This window comes from Silanimonas algicola (assembly GCF_054777375.1).
Genome location: NZ_BAAHAS010000003.1, coordinates 326105 through 349238, shown reverse-complemented (window position 1 = coordinate 349238; position 23134 = coordinate 326105). Strand labels below are relative to the sequence as shown.

Sequence of the window (23134 nt, the reverse complement as noted above, 5' to 3'; positions counted from 1 at the left end):
TCGCTCACTCCAAGGGCTCTTCGGAGAGGTAGGTGTAGCCGGTGAGCCCCGTTTCGAGGGCCGCGAGGAACTCGGCCGCCGTCGCCTCCGGGAGGTTGGCGGCTTCGACGTTGGCGCGATAGCGCACGCGCAGGTCGGCGAGCTTGTAGCCGACATAGTCGAGCATCACGTCGGTGGTGTCGCCGCGACGCTGTGTGTCGAGGCGGTAGCCTCCGGCGCCGTCGAGGTGCACGGCCACCGTATCGGTGTCGCCGAACAGGTTGTGGATGTCGCCCAGCGTCTCCTGGTACGCGCCCACCATCGCGATGGCCAGCAGGTAGGACTCGCCGGGCTTGAGCGCATGCAACGGCATCGACGCATCGAGCGCTTCGCTTTCGACGTAGGTGTCGATGCGGCCGTCGGAATCGCAGGTGAGGTCGGCAATCACGCCACGGCGCGTGGGCTCCTCATCGAGGCGCTCCACCGGCACGATCGGGAACACCTGCTCGATGGCCCAGACGTCCGGGATCGACTCGAACACCGAGAAGTTGACGAAGTACTTGTCGACGAGGCGCTCGTTGAGCTCGTCGAGCACCGGGCGGTGGCTCTTCTCTTCGGCCGACAGGCGCTGCCGCACCGCGTGGGCGATGGCATAGAAGAGATCATCCAGCTGCGCGCGCTGCTCGACGCCGAGCTGGCCCAGCGCGAACAGCGTCTGGCCTTCGGCGAGGTGGTGCTGGGCCTCGTGGAAGAGCTCGACCGGCGGACGCACGTCGAGCTCGGCCTGCACTTCGCGCAGGTGGCGGATGACCGCCGGCTCGCCGGCCTGCGCCGGGCCGACGCGGCCTTCCGGCGCGCGCTCGACTTCCGACACGTTCACCACCATCACCGCGTGGTGGGCGGTCATCGCACGACCGGCTTCGGTGATCAGGCGCGGCTGCGGCAGGGCGTGCTCGGCGCAGGCCTCGGCCAGCGGCTGCAGCAGGGTGTAGGCGTACTGGTCGAGCCCGTAGTTGATCGAGCAGAAGCTGCGTGAGCGCGTGCCTTCGTAGTCGACGCCGAGGCCACCGCCGGCGTCCATCAGGCGGATCGGGCAACCGCGCTTCGACAGCTCGACGAAGTAGTTCACCGCCTCGCGCATGCCGCTGGCGATGTCGCGCACGTTGCTGATCTGCGAGCCCATGTGGAAATGGAGCATCGCGACGCTCTCGCCGAGGCCCGCGGCCCGCAGCTTGTCGACGGCATCCAGCACCTGGCGCGGGGAGAGGCCGAACTTGGCCTTGTCGCCGCCGCTGTTCTGCCACTTGCCGGCGCCGAGCGAGGCCAGGCGCAGGCGGATGCCGACCACCGGCGTGATACCCAGCGCGCGCGACTCCTCGATGATCAGCCCCACTTCCGAGGGCTTCTCGATGACGAGGATGGTGTCGAGACCGAGCTTGCGACTCATCAGCGCCAGGCGGATGAATTCACGGTCCTTGTAGCCGTTGCACACCACGATGCTGCCCGGGCGGGCCAAAGCCAGCACGGCCATCAGCTCCGGCTTGCTGCCGGCCTCGAGGCCGAAATCGGCGGTGTACGGGGCCTCGCCCACCGGGGCGCCCACGCGCGCCAGCTCGCCGGCCACGCCGGCGTGCTGGTTCACCTTGATCGGATAGACCGCCGTGTAGCCGCCGCGGTAGTCGAGCTCGCGCATGGCCTGCGCGAAAGCGTGCTGCAGCTTGGCCAAGCGATGGCCGAGCACGTCGGAGAAGCGCACCAGCAAGGGCAGCTTGTGGCCCATGCCCCGGGCCCGCTCCACCACGTCGGCGAGTGCGATCCCCGGACCCTCGTCGCCGTTCGGGCGCGCCACGAGCCGACCCCGGCCGTCGATGTCGAAATACCCGTCGGACCAGTACGGCACGGAGTAGGTGTGGCGGGCGCGGTCGAGCGTCCAGGCGGTCATGGGCTGGGGCCAGGTGGCAACAAAGGGCGCGTAGTGTACGACCGGGGGGTGAACGGGGGGGCGCTGGCGGGGGCCGCGCCGGCCGAACGGGGGTAGACTGCGCGCCCCCGGGCGGGCCCGCGCGCCGGCGCGGCGGCCGAGACCGCGCCCCACCCCAAAGCAGCGCTCGCGCCCCAGCCCAACGCAGAGCTCGCTCCCCACCGATCCGCTTCGCCTTCATTCCTTCGAGGAGTACCGACAGTGAACTCATCCCCGACTTGGCTCCACGAGACCTTCGACCACACCGGCTCGGCCTTCGGCCTGCGCGTGACGGCGAAGCTGGACGAGGTGCAGTCGCCGTTCCAGAAGATCGAGGTCTATGACAGCACCGACTGGGGCAAGGTCATGCTGATCGACGGCGCGATGATGGTCACCACGCGCGACAACTTTTTCTATCACGAGATGATGGCGCACGCGCCGCTGTTCACGCATGCGAACCCGGAGAACGTCGTCATCATCGGCGGCGGCGACTGCGGCACGCTGCGCGAAGTGCTCAAGCACCCGGGCGTGAAGACCGCCGTGCAGTGCGACATCGACGAGCAGGTCACGGTGATGGCCCGCAAGTACTTCCCCGAGCTGTGCGAGAGCAACGACGACCCGCGCGCGACGGTGATGTTCGACGACGGCATCGCCTACATGAAGAATGCCGCCGCGGAGAGCATCGATGTCGTGATCGTCGACTCGACCGACCCGGTGGGCCCGGCCGAAGGCCTGTTCAACCGCGCCTTCTACGAAGACTGCCTGCGCGCGCTGAAGCCGGGCGGCCTGCTCGTGCAGCAGAGCGAGAGCCCGCTTGCGCTGATGCATCTCATCCTCGACATGCGCGCCGCGATGCGCGATGCCGGCTTCCAGGACTTCCGCGTGCTGCCCTTCCCGCAGCCCTGCTACCCCACGGGCTACTGGAGCTGCCTGGTCGCGTCGAAGGAATCGCGTGATCTCACGCAGTTCCGCATGAAGGACGCCGCCGCGCGCCCGTTCGAGACGCTGTACTACAGCGCCGCCATCCACCAAGCCGCGCTCGCCTTGCCGCCCTTCGTCGAGAAGGCGCTGGCGAAGTAAAAAGTGGAAGGCGAGCAAGGCCAAAGAGAAGGGCGCCGCGAGGCGCCCTTTTCCGTTGCGCCGATCCCTCGGCTTAGAGCGCGTCGCCGTCCAGCTCGCCGGTGCGGATGCGCATCACCCGCTCGAGGTCGTAGACGAAGATCTTGCCGTCGCCGATCTTGCCGCTGTTCGCGGCGCCGGCGATGGCTTCGACCACGCGGTCGACCTGGTCGTTGGTGACCGCCACCTCCAGCTTGATCTTCGGCAGGAAGTCGACGACGTACTCGGCGCCGCGGTACAGCTCGGTGTGGCCCTTCTGCCGCCCGAAGCCCTTGACCTCGGTGGCGGTGATGCCGGTGACCCCCACCTCGGACAGCGCTTCGCGCACGTCGTCGAGCTTGAAGGGCTTGATGATGGCCGTGACCATTTTCATCGGGATGTCCTTTCGTCAGTTCATGGCGAAGCCTACGGCGCGGGGCGTGCCTCGCGCCATGGCCGCGATCAGAGGTTGTAGCCCGACTCGCCGTGAAGGGCCAGGTCGAGGCCTTCCTGCTCTTCTTCCGGCGTCGCGCGCAGCCCGCCGAACAGGCCGGCGATCTTCAGCGTGATCACCGTGACCACCGCCGACCACACCACGGTGATGCCGACGGCGGCGGCCTGCCAGAACACCTGCTCGCCGATCGTGCGGTCGCCGGACAGGCCGGCGCCACCGAACGCGGCCGACGCGAACACGCCCGTCAGCAGGGCGCCGATGATGCCGCCCACGCCGTGCACGCCGAACACGTCGAGCGAATCGTCGTAGCCGAAGATGCGCTTGAGCTTGGTGGCGGCGAAGAAGCACACCACGCCCGAAATGGCGCCGATGGCCAGTGCGCCGAGCGGGCCGGCCGTGCCGGCGGCGGGCGTGATGGCCACGAGGCCCGCCACCGCGCCCGAGGCGATGCCCAGCACCGAGGGCTTGCCGTGGGTGATCCATTCCGCCGCGATCCAGCCCAAGGCCGCCGTCGCGGCCGCGATCTGCGTGACCAGCAGGGCCATGGCCGCGCCGCCATTCGCGGCGACCGCGCTGCCGGCATTGAAGCCGAACCAGCCCACCCACAGCAGGGCGGCGCCGATCAGCGTGTAGCCGAGGTGGTGTGGGGCCATCGCGGTGGTCGGCCAACCCTTGCGCTTGCCGAGCATGATCGCCGCCACGAGGCCGGCGATGCCCGCGTTGATGTGCACGACCGTGCCGCCGGCGAAGTCGAGCACGCCCCAGTCCCAGAACAGGCCGCCCGGGCCGGCCCAAGTCATGTGCGCGATCGGCAGGTAGGCGAAGGTGAACCACAGCGCCGTGAACACCAGCAGCGCGGCGAAGCGCATGCGTTCGGCGAAGGCACCGACGATCAGCGCCGGCGTGATGATCGCGAACGTCATCTGGAAGGCCACGAACAGGCTTTCTGGGATGGCCAGCACCAGCGACTCGCGGGTGACGCCGGACAGGAAGGCCTTGTCGAAGCCACCGATGAAACTGGCCAGGTTGACCTCGCCTTCCACCATCCCCGTGGTGTCGAAGGCCAGCGAGTAGCCGTAGACGACCCAGAGCACCGTGATCAGTCCGGCGATCGCAAAGCACTGCATCAGCACCGACAGCACGTTCTTGGCCCGCACCATGCCGGCGTAGAACAGCGCCAGCCCCGGCAGCGTCATCAGCAGCACCAGGCCCGTGGCCACCAGCATCCAGGCGGTATCGCCCGCGGACAGCATCGGCGTGTCCTGCGCCACGGCCGCCCCGGCCGCCGTCAGTCCGGCCACGCCGACCGCCCACGCCGACAGCCCTTTCGCGGCGCGTCGAAGCGCGCCCTCCCCTCGAACTCGCATTCGCATCGTTGTCTCCCCAGGTGAAGTGATCCCCACCCTCGATGCGACCAGAGATCGATCGATTGTCTACGTCACGCCGGCTGTGCTCTGATACGGGCCCTCGCTCGGGGGCCGCGCCCGATGCGGTATCGGCCGACCCGTCGCGGCGATGACCGCCGACATCCTCGCGACTCCCCTGCCGTCACGCTGTCGTCGACCGCCCACGGACCCCCACCATGATCGACCTCAAGGCCATCGACGACCTCGCCCGCCGGCTCAACGACCTCGTGCCGCCCGGCCTCGAGGGCGCGCGCGCCGACCTCGAGAAGAATTTCCGTGCCGCCCTGCAGGCGGGTTTGGGCAAACTCGACCTCGTCACGCGCGAGGAGTTCGAAGTGCAGAAGGCCGTCCTGCGCCGCACGCGCGAGAAGCTGGAAGCGCTCGAACGCCAGCTCGAGGCGCTCGACGCCGCCTCGCGCCCCGCGTCGCCCGATACCCGCGACTGAGTCGCCGCCATGGCGTTGGCGCTGGTGCACACCCGTGCACGCTGTGGCGTGCGCGCGCCGGAAGTGCGCGTCGAGGTCTTCATGGCCGGCGGCTTGCCGCAGGTCACCATCGCCGGGCTCGCCGGCACGGTGGCCCGCGAGTCGCGCGAGCGCATCCGCGCCGCCCTGCAGGCCAGCCAATTCGAACTGCCAAGCAGGCGCATCACGGTGAACTTCGCGCCGGCGGAGCTGCCGAAGGACGGTGCACGCTTCGATCTGCCGATGGCCATCGGGCTCCTGGCCGCGGCCGGCCAAGTGCCTCTGGATGCGCTGCAGGAGGTCGAGCTCCTCGGGGAGTTGTCGCTCTCCGGCGCCCTTCGCGGCATCAGCGGCGCTTTGCCGGCCGCCATCGCGGCAGCGAAGGCGGGACGCGCGCTGATCCTGCCCGAGGAAAACGCCGCCGATGCCGGCCATGCCAGGGGCGCCACGGTGCTCGGCGCACGCACGCTGGCCCAGGTCGTCGCCCACCTCCGCGGCGAACGCCTGCTTCGCCCGACCCCATCGCCGCTCCCCGGTGCCGCGGCGGGCCACGCGCCCGATTCACAGCGGTACGACGGCGCCGATCTCGCTGACGTCGTCGGGCAGGGGCTCGGCAAGCGCGCACTGGAGATCGCGGCAGCCGGCATGCACGGACTGCGCTTCACCGGTCCGCCCGGCTGCGGAAAGACGCTGCTCGCGCGCTGTCTTCCGGGGCTGCTGCCGCCCCTCACGGAGCAGGAAGCCCTGGAGCTGGCGGTGATCCGCAGCCTCGCCGCACCGTTGCGCGACGCCGGCGGCTGGCCGACGTCACGCCCGTTCCGCGCGCCGCTGCACGGCGCCAGCGCGGTGGCCCTGGTCGGCGGTGGCGGCATTCCGCGACCCGGCGAGCTGTCCCTCGCGCACCATGGCGTGCTGTTCCTCGACGAATTGCCGGAATGGCACCGAAACACCCTGGATGCCCTGCGCGAGCCGCTCGAGTCCGGCGATGTTCATGTCGCGCGCGCGGCGATGCACGCGGTGTTCCCCGCACGCCCCCTGCTGGTGACGGCCATGAACCCCTGCCCCTGCGGCTGGGCGGGTGATCCGTCGGGCCGCTGCGACTGCCCGGCGGACGCCATCGCGCGCTACCAGGCCCGAGTGAGCGGCCCGTTGCTGGACCGCATCGACCTGCACGTGACGCTGGCAAGGATCCCGGCCACGGCGTTGATGGCCACGACCGCCACGACGTCAGGCCCGGACGCGCGCGAGCCCAGCGCCACGGTTCGTTCACGGGTCGTGGCCGCGCACGAACGCCAGCAGCAGCGCCAAGGGAAACCGAACGCGCACCTCGCACCGGGCGAACTCGACGCGCTGGTGGCCGCGACCCCAGCCGCGCGGCAATTGCTGGAACGCGCCGCCGATCGGCTCGCGCTGTCCGCCCGGGCGGTCCATCGCACGTTGCGGGTGGCGCGCACCGTCGCCGACCTCGGAGCCCATGAGGCCGTCGACCTGCCGCACATGGCCGAAGCCATCGGCTTCCGTTCAACGGGCATCGACGCGGATCCGCCGTTGCAGGCTAAGCTCCAAGCTTCGACGCGATCGGAGCACAAGACGGGGCATGGAGTGGTTGGCGCGCACTGACACGTGGCTTCTGGGCGGCGCCCTCGTCGCCCTGTTGGGCATCGGCTCCAGCCTGGTCGCCCGCCGGTTCGGCGCGCCGCTGCTCCTGGTGTTCCTGGCCCTCGGCGTGGCCCTCGGTCCCGAGGGGGCCGGTTTCTCGATGGCTCCGGGCATCGTCTACGCGATCGGCGCTCTGGCCCTCGCCATCATCCTGTTCGATGGCGGGCTCCAGACCCGGCTTGCGCCGCTTCGACCGGCCATCGCGCCCGCACTCTGGCTTGCCACGGCGGGCGTGGCGATCACCGCCCTGATCACCGCGCTGGCGGCGGCATGGCTGCTGCAGGTTGGCTGGGTCGAGGGTCTGCTGCTCGGCGCCGTCCTGGCCTCGACCGATGCCGCGGCCGTGTTCTTCCTCCTGCGCGGGGCCGGGATCGCGCTCCCCAAGCGGGTGAACGGCGTGCTCGAGATCGAGTCGGGCAGCAACGACCCGATGGCGGTCTTCCTGACCGTGCTGTTGTGCACCTGGCTCTCGATCGGCGATCTCGGCGGCCCGGCCGGACTCGCCGGCAAGCTGGTGCTGCAGATCGGACTCGGGGTCGGCATCGGTGTGCTCGGTGGCCGACTGATCGCGCTCGGCCTCAATCGCCTCACCCTGCCCGAGGGCCTGCACCCGCTGTTCGCGCTTGCCGGCGCCGTGGGCGTGTTCGCGGTGACCAATACTCTCCATGGCAGCGGCTTCCTCGCCGTCTACGTGGCTGGACTGGTGGTCGGACAGCGGCCGGTACGCGCCATCGCCAACGTGACCACGGTGCTCAACGCTGCGACCTGGCTGGCCCAAGGCGGCATGTTCCTGCTGCTCGGCATGCTGGTGGTGCCTTCCACCCTGATGGACGTGCTCGGTCCCGCTCTGGTGCTCGCCGCGGTGCTGATGCTCGTGGCCCGCCCCGTCGCGGTCGCCGCCTGCCTGGTGCCGTTCGGTTTCCACAAGCGGGAGATCGGCTTCATCGGCTGGGTCGGCCTCCGTGGCGCCGTGGGCATTTTCCTTGCCTCGCTGCCGCTGCTGATGGCCCTGCCGAACGCGAACCTGTATTTCAACGTCGCGTTCGTGGTGGTCGTGACGTCGCTGCTGGTGCAGGGCTGGACCCTCAAGCCCGCGGCGCGGCTGTTCCGCGTTGCATTGCCGCGGCGTGAAACGGCCACCCGCCGCATCGAGCTCGACCTGCCCGGGCAGCTCGACTACGAGCTGGTGGGCTACCGCGTCGGGCCGACCAGCGCCGTGCTGGGCAAGAATGCCGAACTGCCGGGCTGGGCCCGCGCGGCGATGGTCGTCCGGGACGGGCAAATCCTGCTGCCACACGAAGCCGGCCCTCCAGCACCCGGCGACACGGCGTACTTCCTCGCCCCGCCTGGCGAGGTCTACCGGCTCGACTGGCTGTTCGCGGAAGGCCACGAGGCGCGCGAAGCCGAGCACGAAGCGTTTGGCGCCTTCAGCCTGCCGGGCGACCTGCCGCTCGGCGAACTCGCCGGCTTCTACGGGCTTCCGATCCCGCCGCGCTACGCCGCGCACACCGCGAGCGAAATGTTCGCGACGCGCTTCGAAGGCGAGGTGCATATCGGTGACCGCATCGCGCTCGGCGGTGCCACGCTGGTGGCTCGCCGCATCCGCGAAGGCCGCGCCATGGAGATTGGCATCGTGTTCCACACCGACTCGCTCGGGCGCCTCCAGCGCTGGATGTCAGGATGGCGTGAGCGCCTGAAACGCGCCTTTTGATACGGCGCAGCACCGCGGCGTGATCGCGCGCGCGAGAGCTCGCTGCGCACTTGCAGGGCTGTGGCATTCACGTTACACAGTAACGATACGACCGAAGCGCCCCCGCTGCCGATCGTCCCGCCCCCGCGAGTCCGCCAAGGCGCCGATGCCACGTCCATCGGCCCGAGCGGCCGCGGACTTCATCTGAAACGTTTCGTTGGGGAGTCAACCATGCGTCGCTTGCAACAGAAGTGGTGTTCGATCGCGGTGTCTTCGGCCTTGGTGGCCATGGCGGGGGCTGCGCAGGCAACCTCGTTGAAGAACGTCCCGGTGGCGACCTCGGCCTCGCCGGTCCTGCAGGCGTTCGAGTCGACCGGGCGGATGCCGTACATCGTGGGATTCCGTGACGCACCGGCGATCACCTTCGAAGCGCAGTTGCAGGACGCGCCGGCTCCGCCCCTGCTCGGCAAGCCGGGCGTCGACGTCGACGCGGCCGTCGAGGCCTATGCCACCCAGCTGGAAGGCCAGCAGCGCACGAACGAGGCACGGCTCAAGTCGCGCGTGGGGCGCAACTTCGCGGTGCAGCACCGGATGCAGCACGCGTTCAACGGTATCGTCGCCGAGCTCACCCCGGCCGAAGCAGCCGCGCTCGCCAACGATCCGGCGGTCACGCTGGTGGAGCCCTACACCGAGTACGCGCTGGACGACGAAGTCGCTCCCGCAGTGATCGGCGCGGACAAGGTCTGGGAGGATGGCACCGGTTTCCACCGCGCGGCGTTCATCAGCCGCGGCCGGACCGAAGTGTCGGTGTACAACCGCCGCGCCAAAGGCGAGGGCGTGGTGGTCGGCATCATCGATTCCGGCATCAATTTCGCCAGCCCGTCCTTCGCCGGCACCGAGCCGGCCACCGGCCATGAGATCAAGAATCCGCTGGGCGAAGGCAACTACCTCGGCACCTGCGCAGCCGGCGGCGTCGATGCCGGCCGCTGCAACGACAAGCTGATCGGCGGCTACGATTTCGTCTGCGGCCCTCCGGCCAACCTCTGCGGCACGGCGAACGTCGCGGAGGAGCCCGGCTTCGGCGACAGCAACAGCCACGGCACGCACACGGCCGGCACCACCGCGGGCAACGTCCGCACGGCGACGTTCCGCGGCAACACGATCACGCTGTCGGGCATCGCGCCGCGGGCCAACGTGATCGCCTACGACGCCTGCTACACCAACACCGCGACCGGCCAGGGGCTGTGCCCGAACGTCTCGACACTGGCCTCGATCAACCAGGCGATCGCCGACGGCGTCGACGTGATCAACTACTCGATCGGCGGCGGCGCGCAGCCGTGGTCGGAGGCGATCTCGCAGGCCTTCCTCGCCGCGACCGATGCCGGGATCTTCGTCTCGGCCTCGGCCGGCAACAGCGGCCCGAACCCGTCCACCAACGGCCACAGCCAGCCGTGGGTGATGACCGTCGCCGCGGCGCAGTCCGGCCGCGCGGGGTACGAGTTCGGACTCAACGTCAGCGGCGCCGGCGTGCCCGCGAACCTGTCGACGATCCTCCTGAACGCGGGGACCGGCGGCGTCGAGCTGGGCGGGCCGATCCCGAGCACCGTGCTCCGCGCCGGCCCGGGCTTCACGGGCGCGGCCGACGGCTGCACGGCGAGCGGCGCCTTCCCGGCGGGCTTCTTCAGCAACCGCATCGCGCTCGTGCGTCGCGGCACCTGCGCCTTCACCGAGAAAGTGGCGAACGCGACGGCGGCCGGCGCGCGCGCCGTGATCATCGTCAACAACGCCGCGGGCGGCATCGCCCCGTCGGTACCGGGCGCCACCGTGCCGGTGTTCGGCATGGCGCAGGACAGCGGCGTGGCGCTGCAGGCGCTCACCGTGTCGAACCCGGCGCTCGCCGCCACGGTGCCCTTCCCGGCCACGCGGATCGACAACGCGGCGGACCAGCTGGCGGCTTTCAGCTCGCGCGGCCCGGCGGCGTTCTCGGTGCTCAAGCCGGACATCACCGGCCACGGCGTGAACATCCTCGAGCCGGTGACCTGCACCAATCCGGCGCAGTGGAACACGGCGGCCTGCGCCCAGACCATCGGCTTCCTCAGCGGCACCTCGATGTCGTCGCCACAGGTGGCGGGCAGCGGCGCACTGCTGCGCCAACTGTTCCCGACCTGGACCCCGGCCGAGATCAAGTCGGCCCTGATGATGACGGCCACCCAAGGCGTGCGGAACGAGACCGGCGCGCCGGCCACGCCCTTCCAGGCCGGCGCCGGCCGCGTCCAGGTGGACGCCGCCGCGAAAACCGGCCTCGTGCTCGACGAACAGCGCGCGGACTACCTGGCCGCGAACCCGGCCCTTGGCGGCGACGTGTCGCAGCTCAACCTCGCGAGCCTGGCGAATCGCGGCTGCGGGCCGACCACATGCACGTTCACCCGCACGTTCCGCAGCACCCGCGGGACGTTCCAGACCTTCAGCCTGTCGCTGTCGGGCGTCACCGGCACGATCAGCACGCCGGTGTTCACCATCGCCCCGTTCGGCACGCAGACGGTCACCATCACGGTGAACACCGCGGGCCAGCCGGTTGACGGCAGCTACCGCTTCGGGACGCTGACCCTCACCTCCACCGGGGATGACGCCACCACCCGCTCGCCGACCCTGCGCCTGCCGATCGCCGTCGCCGTCCGCGCGCCGGAGCTGGGCCTGAGCACCGAGACGGTCGCCGTCAGCGTCCCCGCGAATACGACGCGCAGCGCCAACTTCACCCTGTGGAGCAACAGCAACCCGGTCGACTTCAGCACGCGTACCACCGGCACCGGCACCGGCGCCGTCGTCGCGCAGAGCGGCGCAGGCGCCCAGAGCGGCTACGCCACCGGCCGCTACAGCGACTTGGGCATCGGCCAGTTCGCCGCCGATGATTTTGTCGTGACGCAGCCGACCACGCTGTCCAGCATCACCAACGAAGGCTTCGTGCTCGGCACCGGCACCATCCCGGCGACGACGGTGATCGGCTGGTCGATCTTCGCCGACGCGGGCGGCGTGCCGGCGGGCGACCCGGACACCTCGCCGAACGCGGCGGTGTGGCGCTACGCCGCTCCGGCCAATTCGCCGGGCATCAGCACCGCCGGCGGCGTTCTCCGCTTGAACCTCGCCGCTGCGGGCCAGAGCGTGACGCTGCAGCCGGGCCGCTATTGGCTGGTGCCGCAGGTGAACGCGGTGTTCGCCAACCGCTTTGCCTGGTTCTTCTCGCAGCAGGGCAACGGGACGGCACCGCGCACCATCGTCCCCAGCAACCCGGCCCCGGACAACGTCTGGGCCACCCCGGCCGGCGCGCCGGCAGGCCTCGCGTTCACGCTCAACGGCACGGTCAGCTGTGGCGCGCCGTGGATCAGCAGCGTGTTGCCGGTCTCCGGCCGCGCCGCGGCCGGCGCCCCGGCCACGGTGACCGTCAACGTCAACACGGCCGGCCTCGCTCCGGGCAGCTACTCGGGCTTCGTCTGCCTCGGCAGCAACGATCCCGCCCGTGCGTCGGCGACGGTCCGCGTGAACCTGACCGTGACGCCGTAAGGCTCACAACGGCAGAAATGAGAACGGGCCCTTCGGGGCCCGTTCTTTTTTCACCACGGGAAGGCGTGCCGGCCCCGCCTCCGCTCGGGGCCGGCCGCCGCGGCTCAGGCCGCGACGGTCTCCTTCTCGCCGTGGAACTGCTCTTCCTCGGTGCTGCCGCGCATCGCCGTGGTCGAGCTCTGGCCGCTCTGGATGGTCTGCGTGACCGCGTCGAAGTAGCCGGTGCCGACTTCGCGCTGGTGCTTCACCGCGGTGAAGCCACGCTCGGCGGCGGCGAACTCACGCTCCTGCAGCTCGACGAAGGCGCTCATCTGGCGGCGGGCATAGCCGTGGGCCAGGTCGAACATGCCGTAGTTGAGGCTGTGGAAGCCGGCCAGGGTGATGAACTGGAACTTGTAGCCCATGGCCGCGAGCTCCTTCTGGAAGCGCGCGATGGTGGCGTCGTCGAGGTTCTTCTTCCAGTTGAAGGACGGCGAACAGTTGTAGGCCAGCAACTTGCCCGGGTACTTGGCGTGGATGGCCTCGGCGAAGCGCTTGGCGAAGGCGAGGTCCGGCTTGCCGGTCTCGCACCACACCAGGTCGGCGTAGGGCGCGTAGGCGAGGCCGCGGCTGATCGCCTGCTCCGCACCTGGGCGCGTCTTGTAGAAGCCCTCGACGGTGCGCTCGCCGGTGCAGAACGGGCGGTCGTTGGCGTCGATGTCGGAGGTGAGGAGGTCGGCGGCTTCGGCGTCGGTGCGCGCGACGATCAGCGTCGGCACGCCCATGACGTCGGCGGCGAGGCGCGCGGCGTTGAGCTTCTCGATGGCCTCGCGGGTCGGCACCAGCACCTTGCCGCCCATGTGGCCGCACTTCTTCACCGACGCCAGCTGGTCCTCGAAGTGCACGCCCGAGGCGCCGGCCTCGATCATCGCCTTCATCAGCTCGAAGGCGTTCAGCACGCCGCCGAAGCCGGCCTCGGCATCGGCCACGATCGGCTGCAGGTAGTCGATGTCGCCCTGGCCTTCGGCGCACTGGATCTGGTCGGCGCGCAGCAGCGTGTTGTTGATGCGCTTGACCACCTGCGGCACCGAGTTGGCCGGGTACAGCGACTGGTCGGGGTACATCTCGCCGGCGAGGTTGGCGTCGGCGGCGACCTGCCAGCCGGAGAGGTAGATGGCCTTCAGGCCGGCCTTGACCTGCTGCATGGCCTGGTTGCCGGTCAGCGCGCCGAGCGCGTTGATGAAGTCTTCCGTCTGCAGGTAGCGCCACAGCTTCTGCGCGCCAAGCTTGGCGATGCTGTGCTCGACCGGAACGGTGCCGCGGAGGCGCACGACGTCGTGGGCGGTGTAGTTGCGGGTCACGCCCTTCCAGCGGGGGTTGGTGGCCCAGTCGTGCTTCAGTTGGTCGGCGGTCGGCAGCGTGCTCATGGCGGAGTCCTTGGCGGGTAAGGAGGGGTGGGGCGAGGAGAGGAAGAAGAGCGTGATGAAGCGAGAAGAGAGGAACGAGTGAGTGCGGTTGCGCGTCAGCTGGGGTGGAGTTCGCTCTGGACGAGCTGCGGGTAGGCAGCGCTGGTAAGGAAGGCTTCCAGCGTGTCGGCGTGGGTGAGGCGGTCGAGCAGGGCAATGGCGGCATCGAGGCGCTCGCCACCGGTGATCACGCGGCGGTCGCCGATCACGGACGGCAGGTTGATCAGGGCGCGCTCGAACAGCGCCCAATCCACCGGCGTCCCGTCGTCGAGGTGCAGCGGCTCGGCGGGAACGCCGTTCTTCGCCGCGATCTGCGGGTGGTGCAGCCAGCGCCACAGCTGGGTGCGGCTGATCTCGGCGGTGGCCGCGTCCTCCATCAGGTGGTGGATCGGCACGCAGCCGCTGCCGGCCAGCCACGCCGCCATGTAGCGCACGCAGACGTCGACGTTGTTGTCGAAGCCGGCGCGAGTGATGGTGCCGAGCGAGGGCTTCAGCAGGTCGTCGCGCGTCACCTGCACGTCCTCGCGCTTGACGTGGTGCTGGTTCGGCGTCGGCATGTGCGCGTCGAAGACCTCGCGCGCGATCGGGATCAGCGCCGGGTGCGCCACCCAGGTGCCGTCGTGGCCGGCGGTGACCTCGCGCAGCTTGTCGGTGCGCACCCGCTGCATGGCGCGCTCGTTGGCCTCGTCATCGCCCTTGATCGGGATCTGGGCCGCCATGCCGCCCATCGCATGCGCACCGCGGCGGTGGCAGGTCTGGATCAGCAGTTCCGAATAGGCCTTCAGGAAGGGCTGGGCCATCGTCACCTGGCCGCGCTCCGGCAGCACCTTGTCGGCGTGGCGGCGCAGCGTCTTCAGCCAGCTGAAGATGTAGTCCCAGCGGCCGCAGTTCAGGCCGACGATGCGGCCGCGGAGTGCGTGCAGGATCTCGTGCATCTCGAACACCGCGGGCAGCGTTTCGATCAGCACCGTCGCCTTCATCGTGCCCACCGGCAGGTTGAGGCGCACTTCGAGGAAGGCCATCACCTCGTCCCACAGGCGCGCTTCCTCCATGCACTCCATTTTCGGCAGGTAGAAGTACGGGCCGCGCTCGCGCCAGGCGAGCGTCTTGGCGTTGTGGAAGGCGAAGGTGGCGAGGTCGAACAGGCCACCGCCCATCGGCTGGCCGTCGACCGTCACGTGCACCTCGTCGAGGTGCCAGCCACGCGGACGGACGATCAGCACGGTCTTGCTGGCCGGGTCGAGCGCGTAGCGCTTGCCGGTCTCCGGCGCGGTAAAGGTCAGGATGCCGTCGACGGCGTCGCGCAAGGCGCGCTGGCCGGTGATCTGGTTGGCGAAGGACGGCGCGTTGCTGTCCTCGAAGTCGGCCATGAAACAGTTCGCGCCCGAGTTCAGCGCGTTGATGACCATCTTCGGGTCGACCGGGCCGGTGATCTCGACGCGGCGGTCCTGCAGGGCCGCCGGGATCGGCGCCACGGTCCAGTCGCCTTCCCGAATCGAACGCGTGTCGGCGCGGAAGTCCGGCAGCATCCCGGCATCGAACTCGGCCTGGCGGGCGACGCGGGCGGCCAGGCGCTGGCGGCGGGCCGGCTCGAACAGGCGGTGCAGGTCGGTGAGCAGGGCCTGCAGCTCCGGCACCAGGATCGTGGCCTCGCCCTCGACCGGGCGGCCGACGCGGCGGAAGCCGCTGGCGGTTGGCGAGGTGGCGTCGGGGGTGCGGGTGGGCTCGGTGGCGGTGCTCATGGGGCGAGGCGGGTCCGTGGGGCGGGGTCAGGGGCCGGACGCGACGGGCGTCGGGCATGGACCCCAAGCTCACCCTCGGAGCGATTGTTGACAAAGCAAATCTGTGGATACGATGTATGAGTTAAGCAAATACACATCGGAAACCATGGCCAACGTGACGCGAAAGCGCGCTCAAAAGGCGGCTACGGAGCGGAATCCCGAGGTCGATTCAGGGCGCTTCTACTACAAGGGCAGCCGCCTCAAGCCCTTGCAGGCCTTCTGCCAGGTGGCCCGACTGGGCTCGGTGAGCCGCGCCGCGGAGGCCCTGTTCCTCAGCCAGCCGGCCGTGTCCCTCCAGCTCAAGGCGCTGGAAAGCCACTACGGCGTGCCCCTGCTGGAGCGCGTCGGTCGGCGCCTGTCGCTGACCCGCGACGGGCAGGCGCTCTACGACCTGGCGCGGCCGCTGATCGACGGCTTCGAGGGCCTCGACGAGGCCTTCCGAGGCAGCCAGGCCGGCCTCGAGGGCGGTGAGCTGCACATCGCGGCCGGCAGCTCCACGCTGCTGCACCTGCTGCCGGAGCCCCTGGCCGCCTTCCGCGCGCTGCGCCCGGACGTGCGCATCCACCTGCACAGCGTCACCGGCCAGGCCGGCCTCGCGAAGCTGCGCGCCGACGAGGTGGATTTCGCCGTGGGCGCGATGTGGGAAGTGCCCAACGACCTCGACTACGCGCCGCTGCAGCGCTTCGACGCGATGCTGATCACCGCGCCGCAGCATCCGCTGGCGAAGAAATCCGCGATCAAGCTCGAGGACCTGTCGCCGCACGGCCTGATCCTGCCGCCGAAGCAGCTTTCGACCTGGCGCATGGTGACCACCGCCTTCGAACAGCGCCGCGTGCCGTACCAGGTCGCGATCGAGGTCGGCGGCTGGGAAGTGATCAAGCAGTACGTCGCGCAGGACCTCGGCATCTCGGTCGTTTCCGCGCTGTGCCTCACCGACGCCGACAGGGCGCGCCTCGTGGCGCGGCCGCTTCGCGAGTACTTCCCCTCGCGCACCTACGGCGTGCTGGTGCGCAAAGGGCGATCACTGACCGGCCCGGCGCGCGCCTTCGTCGACCTGATCAAGCCGGGGCTGTTCAAGCGCAAGGACTGGTTCGAGGCGGGGCATTCGGAGCGCTGAACCGCGCGCGGGTTTGACCTTGCGCCGCGGTGGGGCTAGCGTGTTCGCACACAATCCGTTGATCCAAGGGCAGGTGCTCCGGCGCCTGCCCTTTCGCTTTAGGAGCACCACCATGGGCCTGCCACCACCAATCCTGATCGCTACCGACGTCGCCCGTCGCCTCGAAGCCGTGCTGGAGCACGCCGGCGACGAGGCCGCCGACGTGGTCGCCAAACTCGAAGAAGAGCTCGCGCGCGCCGAGCTTCGCGAGCCGTCGGCGATGCCCGGCGACGTCGTGACCATGCATTCGCGCGTCGGCTTCATTGACGAGGACAGCGGGGCGACGCACGAGGCACGCCTCGTGTACCCGCAAGAGGCCGGGCAGCAGGCGGGCGATGTCTCGATCCTCTCGCCGGCCGGGGCGGCCCTGATCGGCCTGTCGGTCGGGCAATCCATCGAATGGCCCCTGCCCGGCGGCCGGACCACGCGCTTCCGCGTCACCTCGGTCACGGCGCCCACGGACCACGCGAACCCCTGACGCCCGGCGACACGCGAACCGGCATGGCAGGGTGGTTCGAAGGCTTCTGGCCGTGGCGGCGCCGGAGCCAAGGGCTGCGGCTCCGCATCCGCGGCGTCGTGGCCTGGCCCGGCCCCTGCGCCACGCGTCGGGACGCCCCACGCTGGACGGTGCAGCTCACGCTGGCGTCGTGGTGGGTGGTGGACGGTTACCCGCAGGGCGGCGATCTGCGACTGGTCGGCGAAGCCGATGACGACGCGCTTCGACAGCTGCAAGGTCGTTGCCCCGAAGGCGCCTTGGTGGAAGCGGACATACTGCTCCCGCTCGCCACGGACGCGCCGGCGATCTTGCTGGCGATCGTCGACCGGCCCGGCACGACGGTGTAAGGACGGCAGCGCTGGCCGCGTATCACCCCGGCATGGACGCCCTCACCGCCCCGATGACCGACGCCCTCGACGCCCGCCGCGAACGCTTCGCGCTGCTGCTCGGCCAGCACCGCGGCCTACTGCGCAAGATCGCTTGGGGCTTCAGCGACTGCCCGGCCGACCGCGCCGACCTCGAGCAGGACATGGCCGCCCAGCTCTGGGCGGTGTTCCCGCAATGGGACGGCGAACGGCCTTTCGCCACCTGGGCCTACCGCGTGGCGCTCAACGTCGCCCTGAGCGGCCGGCGCGCGACGCAGGCCCGAGGCGGCGGCGCGATGCGCGCCCCGGGGCGCGGCCCCTCGGGCGCGACGGACTCGCCCGACGACGACGCCTCGTACGACCCGCTCGACCACCTCATCGACCCCGGCGCCACGCCGGAACAGATCGCGCAGCAGCGCGACCTGCACCGCGTCATCGCCGGCCTCGACCCGCTGAACCGCGCGCTGCTGCTGCTCTGGCTCGACGACCTGCCCTACCGCGAGATCGGCGACGTGCTCGGCCTGTCCGAAAGCAATGTCGGCGTGCGCCTCAATCGCTTGAAGGCGCGGCTGCGCACCCAACTGGACCCCTGATCGTGGAGATCGCCATGGACCTCGACACCCTGAAGACCGCTTGGAAGTCGCTCGACGAGCGGCTGGCACGCATCGAAGCGCTGCAGAGCGACGCCAACGCGCTTAAGCGCGCCCGCGAGGCCGAAGCCCGCGCCCAAGCCGGGCAACTCGCCAGCCGCCGCGCGCTGCGCCCGCTGGCCATTGGCCTCGGGGTGCAGGCGATCGCCGGCGTCGTGCTCGCGACGATCGCCGTCGCCTTCTGGGCGAAGCGCATGGACGCCGGCGCGCAGTTCATCGTCTACGGCGTGCTGGTGCAGGCCTATGCCGTCGCGCTGATCGCCTCCGCCGGCCAAGAACTCTCGCTGATCCGCCGCGTGCGGATGACCGGTGCGGTGCTCGATATGCAGGGCGCCCTCGCCGCGCTAAGGCGCTGGCGCGAAACAGTCGGCTGGGTGCTGGGCCTCGCCGGCGGCGTGATCTGGGTGCCGCTGCTGCTGATGGGCTTCGCCGCCGCCGGCGTCGACCTCTGGACCGAACGACCGGAACTCGTCGGCGCATGGATCGCTTCCGGCATCGTCTTCACCGCGCTGATCGGTGCTGGTCTGCGCTGGGTGTATCGCCAACCGCGACTCGCGGCGGCGATGCGGGCCGACCCCGCCGGCCAGAGCGTGCGTCGCGCCGAGCTCGCGCTGGCGGACCTGCGGGCCTTCGAGGCCGAAGGCCGCTGAGCTCCGGGCCTCAGCTCGCGGTCGCGTCCACCGGGACCTCGGCGGCCTTGCTCGGGAAGGTGTGCAGGTAAAGCAGCACCACGATCCCCGCGACCGGTGCGAACGCGATCAAGGTCCACCACGGGCTCAGTCCGGCGTCGCGCAGGCGGCGGGCGCTGGCGGCACCGAGGGGCAACAGTACGACCAGTTGCGTGAACCGGAAGATCAGGGCGCCGAACGACTCCGCCAACAGCTGGGCGGCGGCGAGCACCATCACCACGGCGAGGAAGAACCACCAGTAGTCGGCGCGGGCGGTGGTGCTGGTGAAGTCGAGCCCGCGGACGACGCCCTCGCGCATCGCCGCCAGTGCCGGCTGTGAACCGGTGAGCGGTGTGGGCGCCGTCACCAGCAGGCTCTCGGCCGGCACCTCGAACACCGCCGCGAGGGCGCGCAGGGATTCGGTCGAGACCTTGGCGCCGGATTCGAGGCGCTGGATGGTGCGGAGGTTCAGGCCACTGAGCTCGGCCAGCTGCTCCTGCGACCACCGCTTGGCGGCGCGCAGTTCGCGGAGGCGGGCGCTGTCGATGTGCATGGGAGTCCTCCTCGGGGTCCGGTGGGTGGTGCCCGGAATCATGCTGCCCGAGCCCGCCGGGCGTGACGACACGGGCCCGCCAGCGACCCGACATCCCCCCGACACGGGCCGGTCGACGGCTTTGACCGGGCTCAAAGGCAGGCCGGATCGGCCGCCGCACAGTGGGCAGGTGGGGGCCGCTTCGGGCCCCCGGAGGAGCCCCCACGATGAGCACCCCGTCCCGCCGCCGCCCGCCCTCGTCGCGCCGCGTGGCCACCGAAGTCCGCCCCAGTCGCCGCGGCGACGTGACGCCGACGCTCAAACCCGAGGCCATCGGCGAACGCGTCGCCGCGGTGCGCACCATCGCCGCCCAGAGTGGCGTGGTCGCCGCCGCGGAAGGTCTGCTGCACCCCGGGCACCCCGACGCGGTCAGCGACCGGGCCCGGGCCCTGCGCACCCTGATTGAAGGCGCCGACCCGGAGGATGCCCGCGTGCTCCGCTCCGCCCTGCTCGCCCCGGCACCGCCGCCGCCGGACCGCCCCGACCCGGACGACGTCCTGGCCCCGGACTGGCGCGAGGGCGGCTACCCCTACCTCAACCTGCTGCGGCGGGCGCCCTATGAGAAACAGAAGTTCAAGCTGCAGGTCGAGTTGCTGAAGCTGCAGGCCTGGGTGAAGGACACCGGCCAGCGCGTGGTGATCCTGTTCGAGGGCCGCGACGCGGCCGGCAAGGGCGGCGCGATCAAGCGCTTCATGGAGCACCTCAATCCGCGCGGTGCGCGCGTCGTCGCGCTGGAGAAGCCGACGCCGACCGAACAGGGCCAGTGGTACTTCCAGCGCTACGTGGAGCACCTGCCGACGCGCGGCGAGATCGTGCTGTTCGACCGCAGCTGGTACAACCGCGCCGGCGTCGAACGCGTCATGGGGTTCTGCAGCGAGGCCGAGTACACCGAGTTCATGCGCCAGGCCCCGGAGTTCGAACGCCACCTCGTGCGCAGCGGCGTCCACCTCGTGAAGTTCTGGTTCAGCGTCAGCCGCAAGGAGCAGCGCCGCCGCTTCAGGGAGCGCGAAGCGCATCCACTGAAGCAGTGGAAGCTCTCGCCCATCGACAAGGCCTCGCTCGACAAGTGGGACGACTACACCCGCGCGAAGGAAGCGATGTTCTTCGGCACGGACACCGCCGATTCCCCATGGACGGTCATCAAGAGCGACTGCAAGAAGCGCGCGCGGCTCAACGCCATGCGCTATGTGCTGCACAAGCTGCCGTACACGAACAAGGACGCCGCGGCGATCGGCAAGCTCGACCCGCTGATCGTGGGCCGCGCTCACGTCGTCTACGAACAGGGCGAGCAGACCGCGCAGGGGGCGTAAGCCCTACTCCGCCTCCACCACCACCTCGCGCTCGTCGCCACGGCCGTGCTCGTCGACGGCGCGCAGCAGCACGCGGCCGGCGCGGCGCGGCGTCCACGCGATGGCGCGGCCGCTGGCCGATTCGCCGATGAAGGCGCCATCGGCGAACCAGAACACGGTGCGCGCATCGGCATCGGTGGTCGCGGCCAAGGGAATGCCGGGCTGTTCCCGGCCGTCGAAATGCAGGCGGTAGCGCGTGGCGCGATAGGGCTGGGTGATCTGCGGGGCACTGCCCAGCCATTCGGCCGCGCCCGCGCAATCCGCGCCCGGCGGCGGCTTCCGCCGCGGCAGGCCCGCTTGGGCGAACACGCGAGCGAGGTCGCTCGGCCAGAACTCGTAGACTTCGCGCCGCATCGTCGCCGGATCGAACGGCCCGCAGGCCACCTGGCCGGTGGCCCGGTCGAGCTGAACCGGTCGATGCACGGTGCTCACGCGGATCGGCGACACGCCGGGGATGAACCAGGTCTCGCCGCGCTGCGGGCACCACGCGTTCGGCAGGTCGCCGCTGGCGAGGCACACGCTCACGCGCTTCATCCGCGAGGCCGCGGTGCGCTGCGGCGTCACGTCGAAGCCTTCGGCGCGCATCGCGTCGGCGATCGAGAAGAACAGCGGCGCGGCGGCCTCCACGCCGATCAGCGCCGGGTTCGCTCGGCCGTCGAAATGCCCCATCCACACCACCACGGCGTAGGGCCCGACCACGCCCGCCGTCCAGGCGTCGCGGAAGCCCCAGCTGGTGCCGGTCTTCCACGCCACCGGCCAGCGCCCGAGGTCACTGGCGGTCGCGCCTCCCGGCCGCGGATTTCGGCGCAGCATGTCGAGCGTCATGAAGGCCGCTTCGGGGCTCAGCATCGCCGTGCCCTCGCTGCGCTCGTCCGCCGCGCGGAATCGCAGCGGGCGCAGCCGGCCCTCGCCGCCGAGCATCGCGTACAGCCGCGCGAGATCCTCCGCGCGCACTTCCCCGCCGCCGAGCACCAGGGCCAGGCCGTAGTGCTCGCGGGTGCGCAGCTTCGGCACGCCGGCCTCGCGCAGCAGGTCGAAGAGGTCGGGTGAGCGCAGCCGCGAGGCAACGGTGACCGCGGGGATGTTGCGGCTGCGGTTCAGCGCCTCGGTGGCGGTGACCGGCCCCTGGAAGCGGCCGTCGTAGTTCTCCGGCGTGTAGGCGCCATAGGCACTCGGGACGTCGCGCAGCACGGTGGCCGGATGCAGCTGGCCCTGATCGATGGCGAGCGCGTAGAGGAAGGGCTTCAGCGTCGAGCCGGGAGAGCGCAAGGCGGCCGTTCCATTGACCTGCCCGCCGATGGCGGCGTTGTGCCAGTCGGCCGACCCCATCAGCGCGACGACGCCCATGTCGCGCGTGTCGACGATGAGCACGGCGGCGTTGTCGAGCCCTCGCGAGGCCTCGCGCTGCAGATGCGCGCGCACGCGGCGTTCGACCAGCCGCTGCAGGCGGCGGTCGAGCGGCGTGGCGATCTCGGGCGGGCGCGGTCCCTGGCGCTGCTGCGCGGCCAGCACGCGGTCGACGTAGTGCGGGGCGGCGAACGGCAACGCGCGTGCCGGGCGCAGGCGCAGCGGCAGGGCCATGCGCGCGGCCATGTCGGTGGCGACGTCCGTGCCCGTATCGGCGCCGTAGGCGTCGACCCAGCGGGCGTACAGCCGCTGCCGCGCGGCCTGCAGGCCGGGGCCGAGCGTGGTGACGCCGCGCGCATCGACGACGAAGCGCCCCCGCGGGTTCGGGGCCTGCGGCATCACCGCGAGCGCCAGCGCTTCCGGCAACGAGAGTTCGGCAGCGGCCTTGTCGAAGTAGATGCGCGAAGCCGCGCCCACGCCCTCGACGTTGCCGCCGTAGGGCGCGAGGTTGAGGTAGGCCTCGAGCAGCTCGTCCTTCGAGTACATCGCCTCGAGCTGCAGCGCGCGGGCGATCTGCACCAGCTTGCCGGGCACCTCGCGCGTTTCCAGCCGCCAACGCAGGCGGGCGAGCTGCATGGTGATCGTCGAGCCGCCGATGCGCGGCCCGCCGGAATAGGTGCTGCCCGCCGCGCGCAGCAGCGCCACCGGATTGACGCCGGGATGCCAGCGGTAGTGGCGGTCTTCGTGCAGCAGCACGGCCTCCACCAGCGTTGGCGAGATCGCCTCCAGCGGCAGCCACTGCCGGTAGCGCTCGTCGGCGGCCAGCGTGAGGCGCAGCAGGCGGCCGTCGGCATCGAGCACCGCGGTCGAGACCGGCACGCCGGCCGACAGCGGCGGCTTCGGCCACAGACGCACCACCAGCAACATCGCGGCCAGCAGCGCCGCGACCCCCAACCCCCACCTCAGCGCGTGCGGCAGACGCATGGGCACGCGCGCGGTGCAGATGGCGAACCGGCG

The 23134-nt window shown here is 70.7% G+C and carries 18 protein-coding genes; 11 read left to right on the top strand and 7 right to left on the bottom strand.

Annotation, left to right across the window (positions count from 1 at the left end; translation table 11 throughout):
* Positions 1–4: 4 nt before the first annotated feature.
* Entirely contained in the window at positions 5–1921 is a 1917-nt protein-coding gene (gene speA / locus ACYVAK_RS11720) for an arginine decarboxylase (RefSeq protein ID WP_461061164.1), read from the bottom strand.
* Between the two features lie 240 nt (positions 1922–2161).
* On the opposite strand from speA, the gene speE reads away from it, so the two are divergent.
* On the top strand, positions 2162–3019 hold the full coding sequence (gene speE, locus ACYVAK_RS11715) for a polyamine aminopropyltransferase (RefSeq protein WP_461061162.1): 858 nt from the start codon (positions 2162–2164) through the stop codon (positions 3017–3019).
* Positions 3020–3092: 73 nt separating this feature from the next.
* Here speE and ACYVAK_RS11710 read toward each other — a convergent pair whose 3' ends face one another.
* Together ACYVAK_RS11710 and ACYVAK_RS11705 are read right to left on the bottom strand one after the other, a co-directional pair.
* The gene (locus ACYVAK_RS11710; protein WP_297867625.1) at positions 3093–3431 is read right to left on the bottom strand and encodes a P-II family nitrogen regulator; all 339 of its coding nucleotides are present in this window, start codon (positions 3429–3431) and stop codon (positions 3093–3095) included.
* A 68-nt stretch (positions 3432–3499) separates the two neighbouring features.
* The gene (locus tag ACYVAK_RS11705) at positions 3500–4858 is read right to left on the bottom strand and encodes an ammonium transporter (protein ID WP_461061159.1); all 1359 of its coding nucleotides are present in this window, start codon (positions 4856–4858) and stop codon (positions 3500–3502) included.
* Positions 4859–5073: 215 nt separating this feature from the next.
* Here ACYVAK_RS11705 and ubiK point away from each other — a divergent pair, with 215 nt between their 5' ends.
* The 4 genes from ubiK (at position 5074) to ACYVAK_RS11685 (ending at position 12268) form a co-directional block, all read left to right on the top strand.
* A complete protein-coding gene (gene ubiK, locus ACYVAK_RS11700; protein ID WP_461061157.1) occupies positions 5074–5343 on the top strand; it encodes a ubiquinone biosynthesis accessory factor UbiK in 270 nt (89 codons plus the stop codon).
* Positions 5344–5352: 9 nt separating this feature from the next.
* A complete protein-coding gene (locus ACYVAK_RS11695; protein WP_461061155.1) occupies positions 5353–6981 on the top strand; it encodes a YifB family Mg chelatase-like AAA ATPase in 1629 nt (542 codons plus the stop codon).
* Positions 6968–8731 carry a potassium/proton antiporter gene (locus ACYVAK_RS11690; RefSeq protein ID WP_461061153.1) on the top strand — a complete coding sequence of 588 codons (1764 nt, stop codon included), beginning with the start codon at positions 6968–6970 and terminating at the stop codon, positions 8729–8731. Before ACYVAK_RS11695 ends, ACYVAK_RS11690 begins: the two co-directional genes overlap by 14 nt.
* Positions 8732–8941: 210 nt before the next feature.
* Positions 8942–12268 (top strand): S8 family serine peptidase, encoded by a 3327-nt coding sequence (locus ACYVAK_RS11685; protein WP_461061151.1) that lies wholly within the window; start codon positions 8942–8944, stop codon positions 12266–12268.
* Between the two features lie 104 nt (positions 12269–12372).
* Here the strand turns inward: ACYVAK_RS11685 and aceA are convergent, their stop codons facing one another.
* Positions 12373–13674: an isocitrate lyase gene (gene aceA, locus ACYVAK_RS11680; protein WP_461061149.1), complete on the bottom strand. Its 1302-nt coding sequence runs from the start codon at positions 13672–13674 to the stop codon at positions 12373–12375.
* A 95-nt stretch (positions 13675–13769) separates the two neighbouring features.
* Complete coding sequence (gene aceB, locus ACYVAK_RS11675) at positions 13770–15455, bottom strand: malate synthase A (protein ID WP_461061147.1); 1686 nt, start codon at positions 15453–15455, stop codon at positions 13770–13772.
* A 145-nt stretch (positions 15456–15600) separates the two neighbouring features.
* Between aceB and ACYVAK_RS11670 the strand changes: the two genes are divergently transcribed.
* The 5 genes from ACYVAK_RS11670 (at position 15601) to ACYVAK_RS11650 (ending at position 18811) form a co-directional block, all read left to right on the top strand.
* Entirely contained in the window at positions 15601–16611 is a 1011-nt protein-coding gene (locus ACYVAK_RS11670; protein WP_461061145.1) for a LysR family transcriptional regulator, read from the top strand.
* Between the two features lie 112 nt (positions 16612–16723).
* Positions 16724–17128 (top strand): nucleoside diphosphate kinase regulator, encoded by a 405-nt coding sequence (rnk, locus tag ACYVAK_RS11665; protein ID WP_461061143.1) that lies wholly within the window; start codon positions 16724–16726, stop codon positions 17126–17128.
* 23 nt (positions 17129–17151) lie between these two features.
* Positions 17152–17493 carry a hypothetical protein gene (locus tag ACYVAK_RS11660; RefSeq protein ID WP_461061141.1) on the top strand — a complete coding sequence of 114 codons (342 nt, stop codon included), beginning with the start codon at positions 17152–17154 and terminating at the stop codon, positions 17491–17493.
* Between the two features lie 32 nt (positions 17494–17525).
* Complete coding sequence (locus ACYVAK_RS11655; protein ID WP_461061139.1) at positions 17526–18104, top strand: RNA polymerase sigma factor; 579 nt, start codon at positions 17526–17528, stop codon at positions 18102–18104.
* A 14-nt stretch (positions 18105–18118) separates the two neighbouring features.
* On the top strand, positions 18119–18811 hold the full coding sequence (locus tag ACYVAK_RS11650) for a hypothetical protein (RefSeq protein ID WP_461061137.1): 693 nt from the start codon (positions 18119–18121) through the stop codon (positions 18809–18811).
* A 10-nt stretch (positions 18812–18821) separates the two neighbouring features.
* Here ACYVAK_RS11650 and ACYVAK_RS11645 read toward each other — a convergent pair whose 3' ends face one another.
* Complete coding sequence (locus tag ACYVAK_RS11645) at positions 18822–19382, bottom strand: DUF805 domain-containing protein (protein WP_461061135.1); 561 nt, start codon at positions 19380–19382, stop codon at positions 18822–18824.
* 206 nt (positions 19383–19588) lie between these two features.
* Between ACYVAK_RS11645 and ppk2 the strand changes: the two genes are divergently transcribed.
* Positions 19589–20731, top strand: coding sequence for a polyphosphate kinase 2 (gene ppk2, locus ACYVAK_RS11640; protein WP_461061133.1), 1143 nt, complete (start codon positions 19589–19591; stop codon positions 20729–20731).
* Between the two features lie 3 nt (positions 20732–20734).
* On the opposite strand, the gene pbpC is transcribed toward ppk2, so the two are convergent.
* Positions 20735–23101 (bottom strand): penicillin-binding protein 1C, encoded by a 2367-nt coding sequence (gene pbpC, locus ACYVAK_RS11635; protein ID WP_461061131.1) that lies wholly within the window; start codon positions 23099–23101, stop codon positions 20735–20737.
* Positions 23102–23134: the final 33 nt, after the last annotated feature.